The sequence below is a fragment of the Micromonospora sp. M61 genome (assembly GCF_018070245.1).
In the GTDB taxonomy this organism is placed as follows: domain Bacteria; phylum Actinomycetota; class Actinomycetes; order Mycobacteriales; family Micromonosporaceae; genus Micromonospora; species Micromonospora zamorensis.
The window spans coordinates 13,742-28,629 of the sequence record NZ_JAGPYA010000035.1 but is presented as its reverse complement, the minus strand read 5'-3'; the positions used below and the strand labels follow the sequence as shown (position 1 = coordinate 28,629).

The following is a 14,888-nucleotide window of genomic DNA, read 5'->3' as shown; positions in this document are numbered from 1 at the left end:
TTGTCCACCACAGACCATGCGCTGGCCATCGAGGCGGCGGAGGCCGGAGCCGCGGTGGTCCGTTCGCAGTACGGATCCTCGCTGACGCGCTTCGCGAAGATCGGCACCGACTTCGCCACCACCGCCGACATCGAGGCGGAGAAGGCCATCCTCGACGTCCTGCGGGCGCCACGTCCGGACGACGGCCTGCTGGGCGAGGAGAGCGGACGCACGGGCACCGGCGGAAACGGACGTACCTGGCTGGTCGACCCGTTGTGCGGCACGCTGAACTACAGCGCGCGGACGATGCTGGTCTCGGTCAACGTCGCTCTACGCACCGGCACACACCTCGCCGTGGCCGCCTCGGCGGACCCGTTCAGCGAGGAGGTTTTCTGGACCGACGGCGTCGCCTCGTACGTCCGACGCGCAGGGACGGACCAACGACTCGTGCCGTCGGCCGAGTCGACGCTGGTCGACGTCAATCTTGATCCACCGTTTCCTCACCGGGACGTGTTCCTGGCCGCCCGGATGCTCGCCGACGACGGCTTCATCGCACAGTTCCGCCCACGTGTGGTCTCCACCACCCTGGCCGTGGCCTGGGTCGCTGCCGGCCGACGCGCCGCCTACGTGACGGACGGCCGCGACCTGCGCCAGAGCGTCCACTTCGCGGCCGGCATCGCCCTCTGCGAGGCGGCCGGTTGTGTGGTGACCGGGATCGACGGCCGGCCGTTGCACGCTGGCGGCGAAGGCCTCGTCGCCGCCGCGGACGAGCAGACACATGCCGCTCTGCTGGCTCTCATCCGCAGACAGCGCACCGAAAGGGACTGAAGGCCGAGGCCTGGGCCCGGCAGCTTGACATGAACCGCGGTTCAGGTTCTAGCGTCGGGTGGTGGATCACGTTGACGGCCGGAAGGCGGACGAGCTGTTTCGCCGGACGTCCGTCACCCCAGCACTGCCGCCGGAGGAAATCTGATGTACCTGCCACGCCTTCTGCGCCCGCGCACCGTCGCGAGCGCACACTGCGACCTGCCCTGCGGCGTCTACGACCCGTCGCAGGCCCGCATCGAGGCCGAGTCGATCAAGGCGATCTCCGAGAAGTACCAGGCCAGCGACGACCCGGAGTTCCGCACCCGATCGCTGCTCATCAAGGAACAGCGGGCCGAGCTGGTCAAGCACCACCTCTGGGTCCTGTGGACCGACTACTTCAAGGCGCCGCACTTCGAGAAGTACCCCGAGCTGCACAGCCTCTTCAACGAGGCCACCAAGCTGGCCGGCGCCGGTGGCGCGAAGGGCGCCGCTGACCCGGCCGTCGCGGACCGGCTCCTCGGGAAGATCGAGGAGATCTCGAAGATCTTCTGGGAGACCAAGCAGAGCTGAACCGACCGGGACCGGGTGGCGCGGGCCACCCGGTCCGGCGTACCGCCTTTCAGGAGGACCGCATGACGTCGCGCACAGACCTCGTCGAAGAGCTGATGAGCCGCTTTCCGCAGGTGCCACGAGAGGCGGTCCTCAAGGAGGATCTGCTGCGCGGCGGGCTCGCCTTCGACGACGCGGCGCTGACCGACAACGAGAGCGGGACGGTCAAGCCGAAGTCGTACTTCATCTTCTCCTTCGATCATCGGACGCTGCCGGAGTTGGGGACGGCCGCGCTGCGTCGGCCGCCCGAGGAGATCGTGCTCACCGGGGGTCCGTACGAGCTACGTCGTACCGTCGTTTCGGTCCGCATCAATCCGAGCTCGCCGTACCGGGTCGGGACCGACGGCGACGGTCGACTGCGGCTGTTCCTGGACGGACGGCCGATCGCCGATGTCGGGCTGCCGCCCATGCCGGCCTACTACCGCCACACGCTCGCCAACGGCAAGTCGGTGATGGAGGTCGCCCCGACGATCCAGTGGGGCTATCTCATCTACCTGACCGCGTTCCGGGTCTGCCAGTACTTCGGTGCCAAGGAGGAGTGCCAGTACTGCGACATCAACCACAACTGGCGCCAGCACAAGCAGGCGGGTCGGCCCTACACCGGTGTCAAGCCCGTGGACGAGGTGCTGGAGGCCCTGGAGATCATCGACCGGTACGACACCGACCGCGCCTCGCAGGCGTACACGTTGACTGGCGGGAGCATCACCTCGCAGGTCGACGGGCTGGCTGAGGCGGACTTCTACGGCCGGTACGCGCAGGCGATCGAGGAGCGGTTTCCCGGGCGGTGGATCGGCAAGGTCGTCGCCCAGGCGCTGCCGCGAGCCGACGTGCAGCGTTTCCACGACTACGGGATCCGCATCTACCACCCCAACTACGAGGTGTGGGACAAGCGGCTGTTCGAGTTGTACTGCCCGGGCAAGGAGCGCTACGTCGGCCGGGAGGAGTGGCACCGCCGCATCCTCGACTCCGCCGAGGTCTTCGGGCCGGGCAACGTGATCCCGAACTTCGTGGCGGGCATCGAGATGGCGGCCCCGCACGGCTTCGCGAGCGTGAGCGAGGCGATCGACTCCACCGCCACGGGGCTCGAATACTTCATGTCGCGTGGCATCACGCCGAGGTTCACCACCTGGTGCCCGGAGCCCACCACGCCGCTCGGCCGAGCCAACCCCGAGGGTGCACCGCTCGAATATCACGTCCGCCTGCTGGAGGTCTACCGGGCGACGATGGACGCCAACGGCCTGTCCAGCCCACCCGGATACGGCCCGGCCGGACCGGGCCGGGCCGTATTCTCGGTCAGTTCCTTCATGGACACCCTGCCGGCCACGCCCTCGTGACGGGTGCCCGTGGCACGGTCACGCCGCGACGGCTGCCTGACCCACCGGGAACCGCACGCCGGTGAGATCTTCCGAGACGGCCCAGAGGCGTTGCTGCACTGTCACGTCGTAGGACTCGGGGCTGGACGTGACCAGCCTCGGGTGGCCGCGCACCTCGCCCAGGCCGTCGGGGCCGTAGTACTGCCCGCCGAGGACGGACGGGTCGGTGGCGGCCCGCAGGGTGGGTAGCGCGCCCGCCGTCGCGGGCTGCGTGATCACCGGGGCGAGCCAGGTGACCGGCCGGCGGACGACCGACGGGGTGTTGCGGGTCAGTTCGGTGTTGGAGACGCCGGGGTGTGCGGCCACCGCGACGGTGGTGCCGTGTGCGGCGAGCCGACGCTGCAGCTCGTAGGTGAACATCAGGTTGGCGAGCTTCGACTGGCCGTAGGCGGCAGCCCGGCCGTAGGACCGTTCCCACTGCAGGTCGTCGAAGTGGATGGCCGCGCGGATGCGGTGGCCGGTGCTGCTGACCGTGACCACCCGGGAGCCGGGCACGGGCAGCAGCAGGTCGAGCAGCAGGCCGGTGAGGGCGAAGTGGCCCAGGTGGTTGGTGCCGAACTGCATCTCGAAGCCGTCGCGGGTGGTCTGCTTCGGGGTGTACATCACGCCGGCGTTGTTGATGAGCAGGTCGATCCTCGGGTGGGCGGCGCGCAGGCCGTCGGCGGCGGCGCGTACCGACTCCAGCGAGGTCAGATCCAGCTCCCGTACGGAGACGTCGCCGTTGATCCGGGCGGCGGCCAGCTTGCCCTTCCCGGTGTCGCGCACGGCCAGGACGACTGAGGCCCCGCGCTCGGCGAGCAGCCGGGCGGTCTCGAAGCCGAGTCCGGTGTTGGCGCCGGTGACCACGGCCACCCGGCCGTCCTGGCGTGGAATCTGCTGCTCGGTCCACTTCATTTCAGGCTCCCCAATGTACCGCCGGTAGCTTATGCTCGAACGGTAATGTACCGCCGGTACGATGTCAAGGGACCGCCGGTACCTAAGCTAGGGTTGACGTCATGACGTTCCAGCGGGCGCGCAGCGAGGAGCAGCGTGAGATCCGGCGCCGGGCGATCCTGGAGACCACTTCGGCGATGCTCGACGAGATGCCGGTCGCCGAGGTGACCCTGAACGAGCTGAGCCGGCGGGTCGGCCTGGCCAAGACGGCGGTGCTGCGCTATTTCGAGTCCCGCGAGGCGGTGCTGCTCGACCTGATGGACGACCGGACGACGACCTGGCTGGCCGAGCTTGACCAGGAGTTGGCCCACGGCGTCGACCTGGGCCGGTCCGCGTTGGAACGGGCGGAGCAGGTGGCCGACGTGCTCAGTCGGTCGCTCGCCGCCCAGACCGTGCTCTGTGATCTCTATGGCGCGCAGGGCGGGGTGCTTGAGCACAACGTGTCGGTCGAGGTGGTCCGCCGACACAAGCGGGCCTCGCTGGGCAACCTCGCGGTGATGGCCGACCTGGTCCGGCGGCACCTGCCCGAGGTCGGCGACCGCGCCGAGCTGTTCTGCCTGAACGCCCTGCTCGTGGGTGGCGCGCTGTCCGCCTACACCTCGCCACCGCCGAGCCTGCTCGCCGTCTACGAGTCCGAGCCGGCGCTCGCGGTCCACCAGGTCGACCTGCGGACAGCCCTGCGGGTCGCGATCATCACGTCGCTCGTGGGCATGCTGCCGCGCTCCTGAGTCCGGAGCGCGGCAGCGCCCGCGATCGGAAACCGCCCTAGCTGGCGTACGTCTCGAACTCGCCGACCCGGGGCGTACCGCTGGAGCTGTTGATCTTGAAGGTGATCTTGCTCAACGACGTAGCGGAGAAGCTGATGGAGCCCGCCCCGCTGCCCGAGGCCAGGACGGCTCCGGTGTCGTGGTTGACCAGCTGCCAGGACCCGATGGAGCCCTGGGTCCCCGACGGCTCACGAATGATCACTCGGGAAACCCGGGTGGCCGAGCCCCACTTGATCGAGATGGAGCCGGTCGAGCCGGCCGGTGACCAGTAGCTGCTGATGTTGCCGTCGCGCACGTTGCCGTAGCTCGTTCCGCTGGCCTTGCTGGAGCCGTCGGCACTGGCACCCAGGCTGAGGTTGGTCCCACTGGGCGGAGGTGTGGTGGGTGGGGGCGTGGTCGGCGGCGGCGTGGTGGGTGGGGGCGTGGTCGGCGGCGGTGTGGTCGGCGGTGGGGTCTGCGGTGAGCAACTGCCGTTCGACACCCGCAGACCCGTGTTGGCGCCCACCGTCTGCCGAACGATGTCCGGCACGCAGCTCGCGCCGTCGAGGCTGTACGGGTACGGGATGCTGACAGTGGTGGTGGACGTCAGGTTGGGGCCGGCGGGGTAGTTCTCGCTGCCGGTGCCAGACCAGGTCACGTTGTCGAGGATGTTGCCGCTGACCTGCCAGAAGCCGCGCTCGTTGGTGTAGAAGGTGCCGAGGACGTCCTTCGAGTCACGGAAGTAGTTGTTCTCCACCTTGGCCTTGGCGCCGGCCCGCGAGTTGATGCCGGACTCGTGCAGGCTCACGTAGTGGTTGTTGTAGATGTGGGCCGTGCCGCCGCGCAGCAACGGCGTACGGGAGTCGATGTTCTCGTACAGGTTGTGGTGATAGGTGATGAAGCCGTTCGAGAGGTCGCTCTCGCTGGAGCCGACGAGGCCGCCGCGACCGGAGTTGCGCAGGATGCTGTAGGACAGGGTCACGTACTGCGTGTTGTCCTTCATGTCGAAGAGGCCGTCGTACCCCTCGGACTCCCCGCCCGACGCCTCCAGGGTGACGTGGTCGACCCAGACGTTGCGGACCGTGCTCTCCATGCCGATGGCGTCTCCACCGTTGGAGGTGGGTGAGCCGGACTTCTTGACGTTCCGGATGGTCACGTTCTGGATGATGATGTTGCTGGAGTCGCGGATGTGGATGCCGAGCTGGTCGAAGACGGCTCCGCTGCCGACCCCGATGATGGTGACGTTGCTGATCTGCTTGAGCTCGATCACGCCCGCCGCGGTGTTGCAGCTCGACCCCGACACCTTGGTGGTGTTGCCGTGGTTGATGGTCCCGGTGACCTCGATGGTGATCGGGGTGCTGCTGCTGGCCCGGCCGCACAGCGCCGCGTGGATCGCCGTGCCGGTCGTGGCCCGCACCGTCTGCCCACCCGCTCCGCCGGTGGTCCCACCGTTCTGGGTGGCGTAGCCGGTGGCGCTGCCGACCGCCGCCGACGCCTGAGGGGTCGGCATGGCAACCACGACCGCGATTCCCACGGCTGCCGTGGCCAGCGCTGCCGGTAGTCGTACCGAAACTGCTCGTCTCATCTCGCCTCACTTCGCATTCGTCTGGTCTTTGCCGACGCAACGCGACGGCCGTCGCGACCGGCCGGAACCTCGCGTCTCAGAAATTGGCGGTAGTAAATCGCCAGGCTGTCCTCGACATCCCCTTGCCCCTGGTGAACGCAGTGGGCGTCGCGCAATCGGCACCCACTGCTGGCATCGCCCTAAATGCGATCACCCGGGCTCATGAATGAAACATCGATGTAACGCAATCGTAGGAAAGCGGTTTCCCTCAAGGCAAGGGTTAGCGCTTGCAGGTTTGTTGCAGTGGTCGACGGGGAGCCCTCGTCGTTGTTCTCCACCGACGCCACCAGCAGCGCTAGCCGTGACGACCACCGGATCTGGGTGGCGACCGACGAGACCATGCACGGGCCTACGGAACGGCTCCTCGACCGGGCTGAGCGTGGTCGAGGAGCCGTAACCGCGCAGGCCCGGGCGGGGCGGTGTCGCCCCGGCCCGGACCTGTTGACGCACGCCGCAGTATCAGCTGCGCAGCTGCCACTGCTGGTTGGTGCCGCCGTTGCAGGACCAGAGGATCAACTTCGTGCCGTTCGCCGTTCCGGCGCCGTTCGCGTCGAGGCACAGGCCCGACTGCACGCCGGTGATCGTGCCGTTGGCGTTGACGTTCCACTGCTGGTTGGCCTGGCCGTTGCAGTCCCAGATCACCACCGTGGTGCCGTTGGTGGTCCCCTGGCCGGAGGCGTCCAGGCACTTGGTGCCGTAGACCATGAGCTGCCGGCTGGCGGTGTGGGTCCACCGCTGGTTGGTGACGGAGCTGATGCAGTCCCAGATCTGGGCCTGCGTGCCGTTGGTCGTGCTGGAGTTGCCGATCTCGGCGCACCGGCCCGACTGGACGCCCACGATCTGCACGTTCTGCGGGTTGGTGCTGCCGCCGCTCTGCACGCCAGCCGTGTTGATCACCGTCTGCGCGCCCGACGGCCAACTGCCGTTGCTGACCGTGACGTTGCCGTTGACGACGTTGCCGCGATCGCCGTTGGTCACGTTCGTGGAGTTGTTCGTCGACCAGTTGTTGGTGACGGTGAAGTTGCCCATGTTCTCCGCGTACCAGTAGTTGGCGGTGGCCCAGGTGCCGGTGGAGGAGAACACGTTGTTGCGGGCGGTGTAGTAGCGGGAACCCTCGTCGAAGTAGAGCCCGAACCAGCCGTTGGTCCGCAGGCAGTAGTTCTCGTTGATGGTGCCGCCCGGGTTCGCCGACAGGGTGTAGATGCACCCGCCGTCGGTCATCTGCTGCATCACGTCGTGGACGTAGTTGCCGATGACCTGGTTGTTGGCCGCGGTGGTCGCCGTGGTGTAGCGCGGCTGGTAGTTGTACAGGCCCCGGTTCGCGTAGTGCTGGCTACCGCCGGCGTCGTTGGCGCCCCAGCCGTAGCCGACCGACAGACCGGTGTACGGCATGTTGTAGACCTCGTTGTGCGAGATCAGCGACGTGTTCACGTAGGTGGTCAGGATCGAGACGACCCCCCGGTACTCCAGGCCGAGATCGTGCACCCGGTTGTTGCTCACGGTGATGTTGCGGTTGACCATCCGCTGGTCGCCGGGGTGGTGCGCGTCGGCGCGTACGCCGCCGACCACGATGCCGCCGGCGGAGTTCCGGGCGATCTCGGATCGGGTGACGGTGATGTTGCTGGCGCCCAGGCCGACACCGCTGGCGTGGGCGTTGGCGTCGTTACCGATGCCGATGGCCGTCTGCCCGAGGTTGACGAACTGCGAGTCGCTGAAGGTGATGGTGTTGGCCGCCGACACCTGCACGGCGGCGGGCATCTGGTTCCAGTTCGGCCGGGTGGCCTCGAACTGGGGGCAACCGGCCTGGCAGGAGGTCAACGCGTCGGACGGACGCGCCCAGGTGCCGGTGATGTGCGCGCCGGTCTGCTGGTCGGCGAAGCCGTTGCTGCTGCTGGGGCCGAGCCAACTGGTGCCCGTGAAGGTGATGCCGCTGAACGAGATGTGGTGCGCGGGCGCGTCGTAGGTGCCACCGACGTTCACCAGGGACTGGAGTTGCGGCAACTCCACGCTGACGGAGCTCATGTTCTGCCCCGCGAGCGGGATGTAGTTGAGCTGACCGTTGCCCGGGTTGAGATACCACTCCCCCGGTGAGTCCAGGAACTCGTACGCGTTGGTCAGGTAGAAGGGACCGGCGCGGTGCGGGCTGGAGAGGGTGTCGAACCCGAAGGTGTTGTTGTTCCACGCGGGCTGCTGCATCGTGAGGAAGTTGCCGCTGATGCTCTGCACCGGCGAGTACCGGTCGGTGAACGAGCCGACGCTCTCCACCTCGACCCGGTTCTGGTTGCCGAGGTTGTTGAGATAGTTGAGAGCGCTGTTGCTGAACCGCATGCCGGCCGTGGTGAAGGTGAAGTCGGAGCGGTTCACGGCGGTGCGCGCCCGGGTGGCGACGGCCCCGTTGACGTAGAGCTGGCGGGAGTCGAGCCCCGCGCCGACGTTGGCACGCCAGATGTTCCTGCCGGAGTCGACCTGCGACCAACCGGTGACGGCCCGGGCACCGGTGATCGTCGGACGGGCGGACGGCGCCGCCCGCCAGATCACCTGATAGCCGTTGTTGCCGGAGTCGGCAGCGGTCAGGCGCATCGGCGACGAGAGCCGGTACACGCCATCGGCCAACTGCACGACGATGTCACCGGACATCGTGGCGTTGCTCGCCCGGACCGCGGCCTGGGCGGCGGTCAGCGAGCACGGTTGGCTGGCCGAGCAACTGGTGCCGGTGCCAGCGGGCGACGCGTAGAGGGTGGTGGTGGCAGCGGAGGCCGGGGACGCCGAGGCGGCCACCACGACCAGCGCGGTCAACGCTGTCGCGGCGGCGCCGGCCAGCATTCGGCGCAGCGGCGGAAGGGACGAGGACACGGGACGGTGCTCCTGACATGACAAAGGGATGGGGGTGGCGGATCGCCTCAACGAGCGCGGGGTTGGCGCGCGGCGCCGGTCAGCCGAGGATCTCCCGGAGATAGCGCAGGCCGTCCGTGGCGAGGCGGTCCTGGGAGGGGGCCAACGGGCGCCAGATCGCCGCGGCGGTGGCGATGGTCTCGTTCTCCGCCGTGAACGACTCGATGCAGATCGCGCCCTGGTAGCCGGTGTCCCGCAGGACCGTGAAGAACCGGGGCCAGTCGAAGTGGTCGGCACCGGGAGCACCCCGGTTGGTGCCGCTGACCTGGACGTGCTTGATGTGCGGGCCGGCGACCGCGAGGGCCGCGTAGGGGTCGGCCTCCTCGATGTTCATGTGATACGTGTCGATCATGATGCCGACGCTCGGCGGTAGGCCGTCGATCAGCTCGACCGTCTGCTCGATCGTGTTGACGACGCTCGTCTCGTAGCGGTTCAACGCCTCGACGCCGATGCTCACCCCGCACTCGCCCGCCCGCTCGGCCACCGGCGCCAGGGCCCGCCGGAAGTCGGCGTAGCAGGCGGCGCGAGCCGTCGGTGACATCCGCCAGGTGCGGCCGACCGAGGCGTACACCGGGCCGCCGACGCACGGGGCGCCGACGGCCGCGGCGCTCGCCACGCATCCCTTGAGGTACGCCACTGTCGACTCCACGACGGCCGGTGCGGCGTCCACCAGGTCCCGCCCCGGCGGGGTGACCGCGCAGACCCCGGCGGCGGCGAGGCCGTGCGCGGCCAGCAGGTCCCGGGTACGGACCGGGTCCCAGTCACCGGGCTGCTCGATCGGCAGCTCGACGGCGTCGAAGCCGAACTCGGCGATCCGTGGGATCAGCTCGGCCAGGGCCTCGTCGTCGACCGGCGAGGCCCACACCCAGGGGTTGACACCGATGGCGTACACCCGGAACCTACTTCCAGCGCTGCGGGTAACCGGGCAGGTCGGTGCAGCCGCACATCGCGTAGTGCAGCGGCGGCATGCTCGGATCGAGGTACCGGTCCAGGTTGTCCTGGGTGACGGTCGGCTGCGGCAGCTTCCACGGGTTGGAGACCTGCTCGCCGTCGAGGATCCGCAGCGCGGCGATGATCGGCGTACGCCACTGGTAGGTCGGGTAGGTCGGCGCGATCGCGGTGAGCTGCTTGTCCTTCCAGATCTTCAGGAAGTCGAGCTGGTCCTCACCGTTCATCGGCGGAACGGGCTTACCCGCGTCCTGGAACGCCTCGACCGCCGCGACGGCCACCGCTCCGGCGTCCATCCAGACACCGTCGATCGTCCCGTAACGCTGAATGTAGTCATCCACGATCTTCTTCGTCTTGGCCGGGTCACCGTCGGTGAACTCGACACCCACGACGTCGACCTTCGCCTTGTCGAACGCCACCTTCGCCGCCGACCACCGGGTTTCCAGAACGTCGACACCAGGCAGGATCCGCAGGGCGAGGACCTTCCCGCCGGGCTTCATCTTCTGACTGACGAACTCAGCGCCGACGTGACCGAACCCGTAACCCCCGATGGGGTTGATGAAGGTCACCGGGCACTTCGTGTTGACGCCACGGTCGAAGACGATGACCGGCAGACCCGCCTGGCAGGCCGCCTCGACGGCCGGGGTGAGAGTGGCGGTGGTGTTGGGCGAGACGATGAGCGCGTCGCAGCCCTTGCCGAGCAGGTCGTTGATGTCCGCGATCTGCTTCTGGTCCTTGCCTTCGGCGTCGACGTGCACGAACTCCTTGATGCGGCTCTTCTGTGCCTCGACCTCGGCCTGCATGGTCTTGAACCCGACCTGCCGCCACGGGTTGTTCAGGGCCGCGTTGGAGAAGCAGATCTTGTGCGGGCCCTTCTTCTTGAACTTGGCGGTGTCCACCATCGTCGGGTTGAGCACCTGCTCCCACGGCTTGTCGGCCGGGCCCGTGGCGGCGGCGTCGAGCAGCGCGAGCTCCGCGTCGTAATCGGCCTGCACGAAGAACTTCGACTGGTCCCCGGTGCCCGAACCGGCGGCGGGGGCACTGCCCGAGGGGCCGGCGGCCGGCTCGTCGGTGGAACAGGCGGTGACGGACAGCAGGGTGACAGCGGCCAGCGCCGCCATGAAACGTCGCACTATGGTTCCCCTTTATCTCGACGAAGAACGAGTTGCGGAGACCGCCACGGCGAGCAGGATGATCCCGCCCTGGACGGCCGACCTGAGGGCGCCGGAGACGCCGTAGAAATTCATGAGGGCGAAGAGCAGTTCGAGGGTCAGCGCCCCGAGCATCGCGCCGACGACCGCGCCGCGGCCCCCGCCCAGAGCGACGCCACCGAGGACGACCGCGGTGATGGCACCGAACTCCAGGCCCGCTCCGGCCTGGAACGAGACGCCGCTGTAGCCGCCCAGCAGGATCGCCGCCACGGCCGCCGCGAGCCCGCTGAGGATGAAGGCGATCGTCCGGGTACGCCACACGCGTACGCCGCTCAACTCGGCGGTGCGCGGATTGTCGCCGACGGCGACCAGCGTCCGGCCGAAGTCGGACCGCATCAGCAGCACGGCCACCACCGCCAGGACCAACAGGACCAGCAGCGCGTACGGCATGCGGCCGAGCACCGGCACGTCCTCGAACGCGCGCCGGCCGAACCGCCGGAACTCCTCGGAGAGCCCACCCTTCGGTGCACCGTCGGACCACAGGTAGACCGCCCCGACCAGGATCAGGAACATGCCGAGGGTGGTGATGAACGACGGCACCCGCAGCCGGGTGGTGATGAGGCCGTTGACCAGCCCGACGAGTGCTCCGAAGGCGAGCAGGAGCAGCACCACCGGCCAGGTACGCGCCGGGTCTCCGTCGATCAGCCGGGCGGCGACGACCACCTGCGCGGTGACCAGGGAACCGACCGAGAGGTCGAACTCACCGGAGACGATCACGAAGTACTGACCGGCGGCGAGCAGGATGATCGGCGCCGAACGACCGAGGAAGGACATCAGCGACGGCGGGGACAGGAAGTCGGGCTGCCGGATGCCGACGAGCACCAGCAGCACCGCGAGGATCGCGAGGATCGGCAGGACACCACCGGGGCGCACCCGCGGCAGACGCCGCGGCAGCGAACGGGGCTGGACGGTCTGCACGGTCAGGCCGCCTTTCGCATGGCCCTGCGGGCGTAGACGGCGACCGCGGCGATGATGATGACGCCCCGGATCACCTGCTTGAAGAAGGCATCCACCTCGAGCTGGTTGAAGATGGCGTCGATGCTGGCGAGCAGCAGCACCCCACCGACGGTGCCGATGACACCGCCGCGCCCGCCGGCGAGGGCGGTCCCGCCGATCACCACGGCGGCGATCGACTCCAGGTCGTAGAGACCCTCGGTGCCCACCCGGGGAGCACCCGAACCGAGCCGACTGGCCAGGTAGATACCGGCGAGCCCGGCACACATCGAGCAGAGCACGTGGGCGGTGACCAGGATCCGGTCGTTGCGGACACCCGAGAGCCGGGCCACCTCCGGGTCGCCGCCGACGGCGACCAGGTGATGGCCGAAGCGGGTCCGCGAGAGCGCGAACCAGGCCGCCGCGGTCACGGCGATCAGCAACAGGAACGACAGTGGCACCGGGCCGACGCGCTGGTAGCCGAGAGACTGCACGAGCGTGGGCGAGGTCGTGCCGGCCGGGCCGTCGTAGCCGTTGTCGAGGTAACCCTTGAGCAGCAGCCCGACGCCGAGGGTCGCGATGAACGCGTTGACCCGGAACTTGGTGACGAGGAGCCCGTTGAGCAGCCCGACACCGGCGCTGACGGCGAGCGCCAGGCCGATCGCCGGCACCAACGCGCCGTCGCTGCCGTTCATCGTCTCGGCCGCGACGAGGGTGCTGAGGCTGATCACGTACGCCACCGACAGGTCGAGCGAGCCACCCAGGATGACCAGGGTCTGTCCGACGGCGACGAGTCCGAGGCCGGCGGCGACGTGCAGCAGACTCACCGTCGTGGACTGGTTGAACAGCTGACCGCCGTCGACGAGGACGACCAGCCAGCCGATCGCGAGGGTGAGGGTCAGGGCCACGAACACGCCCGGTACGGGACGGCGGGCCGGAAGGAGCGACAGGGCGCTCATGCAGCTGCCTCCCGCGCGGTCCCGACCGCCAACGCGACGACGTCCTCCTCGGACGCGCCGGCGGGCAACTCGCCCACGATGCGGCCGTCGCGCAGGACGACGATCCGGTCACTCATCCCCAGCAGCTCCGGTAGGTCGGACGAGATCATCAGCACGGCCGCGCCGTCGCGGGCGAGACGGCGGACGAGATCGTGGATGGCGGACTTCGCGCCCACGTCGATGCCCCGGGTCGGCTCGTCGAAGAGCAGGATCCGCGGGTTGAGCGCGAGCCATCGGGCCAGCACGACCTTCTGCTGGTTGCCCCCGGACAGAAAGCGGATCTCCTGGTCGTCGCCGGCGCCACGGACCTCCACGGCGGCGAGCAGCTCGCGGGCGCGGACGGTGCGGGCCGCGTGGCCGGAGCGGATCGCGAACACGGCCCGGCTGGCGAGCAGCGTGTTGTCGAGGACCGACTGTCGGGGGACGATCCCCTCGCCCTTGCGGTCCTCGGTGACGTAGGCGATGCCGGCCCGCATCGCGGTGCGTGGCGAGCGCAGCCGCACCGGCCTGCCGTCGAGCGTGACCTCGCCGGTCGTGAACGGCGACACCCCGAAGAGCGCGCGGGCGAGCGCCGAACGCCCGGAGCCCTGCAGGCCGCCGACGCCGAGCACCTCGCCGGCACGCAACTCGAGGTTGACGCCGCGCAGCTTCCAGTTTCCCGCGTCGCGGACGGTGACCCGCACCGGGCCCAGGTCGTCGGGGCTGGCCCGGTCGGGGTAGTAGCTGGAGAGCTCGCGGCCGACCATGTGCCGCACCAACTGGTCGGCGGTGGTGTCGGCCGTGTCCACTGTGGTTACGCGGCGGCCGTCCTTCAGGACGGTGATCCGACTGGACAGGTCGAAGACCTCGGCGAGCCGGTGCGAGACGTACAGCAGGCCGATGCCCCTCTCCTGGAGTCGGCGCACCAACCCGTAGAGCAGCTCGACCTCGTGGTCCGCCAGCGAGGCGGTCGGCTCGTCCATGATGAGCAGCCGCGCGTCCAGGGCGAGCGCCTTGGCGATCTCGACGACCTGCTGCTGCGCGACACCGAGCTGCCCCACCCGGGCGTCCGCCGGCAACGTGGTCTCCCCGATCGAGGCGAGCAGCCGCGTGGTGCGGTCGAGCATCGCCCGGCGGTCGACCAACCCGCGGCGGACCGGCTCGTGGCCGAGGTAGACGTTCTCGGCGACGGTGCGCTCCGGGAGCAGGTTGAACTCCTGGTGGATGATGCCGACGCCGGCCTGTTGCGCGTCTCGCGGGCCACGGAACACCCGGGGTTCCCCGGCGAACTCGACAGTGCCCTCGTCCGGCGAGTATCCGCCCGAGACGATCTTCATGAGGGTCGACTTCCCTGCGCCGTTCTCACCGACGACGGCGTGGACCTCGCCTGGCGCCACATCGAGGTCGACTTCGCCGAGAACGCGTACTCCGAGGAAGGACTTGCCGATACCCCGAAGGGTGAGCAGCGGCACCGGCCGCGAGTCTGACATCCCGAGTGCCCTCACAGACAGTAGTTATCGACAGCATTCAATGCCACACTACGGCGACTTTGAAGCGCTGGACATCAAACTTTCGTAGGAACGGAGGCGGCTTCGGTTCGCGCGTTGCAAACATTCTCTTGACATTGGCGAAACATCACACGTATGAAGATAGATGTTTGGATGCGGGTCCGCAATCCTCGATCTAGGCCGACTCCCAGGCCGGTCCATGATCGACAGTGGCACCGCAGCCAGGGAGCCGCTCGCGGCCGTCGTCCACCGGGCAGGACATCGGACGTTACCCTCGTTGATTGACATCCATCGATCTCTAGCTCATCCTGACCTCGTGGGCCACGGGACGACAACCACGGCCATCAT

Annotated in this window: 12 protein-coding genes; 4 read left to right on the top strand and 8 right to left on the bottom strand. The window is 68.7% G+C overall.

Translation table 11 applies throughout. The features are described 5' to 3' along the window. The 3 genes from KBX34_RS20415 (at position 1) to KBX34_RS20405 (ending at position 2,729) form a co-directional block, all read left to right on the top strand. Positions 1-807, top strand: a complete 807-nt coding sequence (locus KBX34_RS20415) for an inositol monophosphatase family protein (RefSeq protein WP_210926340.1) — start codon at positions 1-3, stop codon at positions 805-807. A 144-nt stretch (positions 808-951) separates the two neighbouring features. Then, positions 952-1,356, top strand: a complete 405-nt coding sequence (gene sodN / locus KBX34_RS20410) for a superoxide dismutase, Ni (protein ID WP_210926338.1) — start codon at positions 952-954, stop codon at positions 1,354-1,356. 62 nt (positions 1,357-1,418) lie between these two features. Further along, complete coding sequence (locus KBX34_RS20405) at positions 1,419-2,729, top strand: radical SAM protein (protein ID WP_099851767.1); 1,311 nt, start codon at positions 1,419-1,421, stop codon at positions 2,727-2,729. Positions 2,730-2,747: 18 nt separating this feature from the next. Here the strand turns inward: KBX34_RS20405 and KBX34_RS20400 are convergent, their stop codons facing one another. Next, the gene (locus KBX34_RS20400) at positions 2,748-3,662 is read right to left on the bottom strand and encodes an SDR family NAD(P)-dependent oxidoreductase (RefSeq protein WP_210926336.1); all 915 of its coding nucleotides are present in this window, start codon (positions 3,660-3,662) and stop codon (positions 2,748-2,750) included. Positions 3,663-3,763: 101 nt separating this feature from the next. Between KBX34_RS20400 and KBX34_RS20395 the strand changes: the two genes are divergently transcribed. Then, positions 3,764-4,429, top strand: a complete 666-nt coding sequence (locus KBX34_RS20395) for a TetR/AcrR family transcriptional regulator (protein ID WP_141908564.1) — start codon at positions 3,764-3,766, stop codon at positions 4,427-4,429. 37 nt (positions 4,430-4,466) lie between these two features. Here KBX34_RS20395 and KBX34_RS20390 read toward each other — a convergent pair whose 3' ends face one another. The 7 genes from KBX34_RS20390 to KBX34_RS20360 form a co-directional block, all read right to left on the bottom strand. Continuing rightward, the gene (locus KBX34_RS20390; RefSeq protein ID WP_210926333.1) at positions 4,467-6,032 is read right to left on the bottom strand and encodes a polysaccharide lyase family 1 protein; all 1,566 of its coding nucleotides are present in this window, start codon (positions 6,030-6,032) and stop codon (positions 4,467-4,469) included. A gap of 498 nt (positions 6,033-6,530) precedes the next feature. Further along, the gene (locus KBX34_RS20385) at positions 6,531-8,924 is read right to left on the bottom strand and encodes an RICIN domain-containing protein (RefSeq protein ID WP_374223710.1); all 2,394 of its coding nucleotides are present in this window, start codon (positions 8,922-8,924) and stop codon (positions 6,531-6,533) included. A 79-nt stretch (positions 8,925-9,003) separates the two neighbouring features. Next, a complete protein-coding gene (locus KBX34_RS20380) occupies positions 9,004-9,855 on the bottom strand; it encodes a sugar phosphate isomerase/epimerase (protein ID WP_210926331.1) in 852 nt (283 codons plus the stop codon). A 7-nt stretch (positions 9,856-9,862) separates the two neighbouring features. Further along, a complete protein-coding gene (locus KBX34_RS20375) occupies positions 9,863-11,044 on the bottom strand; it encodes a substrate-binding domain-containing protein (protein WP_307871447.1) in 1,182 nt (393 codons plus the stop codon). A gap of 12 nt (positions 11,045-11,056) precedes the next feature. Continuing rightward, a complete protein-coding gene (locus KBX34_RS20370) occupies positions 11,057-12,040 on the bottom strand; it encodes an ABC transporter permease (protein WP_210926329.1) in 984 nt (327 codons plus the stop codon). Between the two features lie 2 nt (positions 12,041-12,042). Beyond that, positions 12,043-13,014 (bottom strand): ABC transporter permease, encoded by a 972-nt coding sequence (locus KBX34_RS20365; protein WP_088947080.1) that lies wholly within the window; start codon positions 13,012-13,014, stop codon positions 12,043-12,045. Next, complete coding sequence (locus tag KBX34_RS20360) at positions 13,011-14,522, bottom strand: sugar ABC transporter ATP-binding protein (RefSeq protein ID WP_210926327.1); 1,512 nt, start codon at positions 14,520-14,522, stop codon at positions 13,011-13,013. Before KBX34_RS20360 ends, KBX34_RS20365 begins: the two co-directional genes overlap by 4 nt. Positions 14,523-14,888 lie beyond the last annotated feature (366 nt).

What these genes read in the sequence shown, in the direction of transcription:
- sodN (WP_210926338.1), top strand. Translation starts at nt 952, where the DNA reads ATGTACCTGCCACGCCTTCTGCGCCCGCGCACCGTCGCGAGCGCACAC.
- KBX34_RS20405 (WP_099851767.1), top strand. Translation starts at nt 1,419, where the DNA reads ATGACGTCGCGCACAGACCTCGTCGAAGAGCTGATGAGCCGCTTTCCG.
- KBX34_RS20400 (WP_210926336.1), bottom strand. Translation starts at nt 3,662, where the DNA reads ATGAAGTGGACCGAGCAGCAGATTCCACGCCAGGACGGCCGGGTGGCC.
- KBX34_RS20395 (WP_141908564.1), top strand. Translation starts at nt 3,764, where the DNA reads ATGACGTTCCAGCGGGCGCGCAGCGAGGAGCAGCGTGAGATCCGGCGC.
- KBX34_RS20390 (WP_210926333.1), bottom strand. Translation starts at nt 6,032, where the DNA reads ATGAGACGAGCAGTTTCGGTACGACTACCGGCAGCGCTGGCCACGGCA.
- KBX34_RS20365 (WP_088947080.1), bottom strand. Translation starts at nt 13,014, where the DNA reads ATGAGCGCCCTGTCGCTCCTTCCGGCCCGCCGTCCCGTACCGGGCGTG.
- KBX34_RS20360 (WP_210926327.1), bottom strand. Translation starts at nt 14,522, where the DNA reads ATGTCAGACTCGCGGCCGGTGCCGCTGCTCACCCTTCGGGGTATCGGC.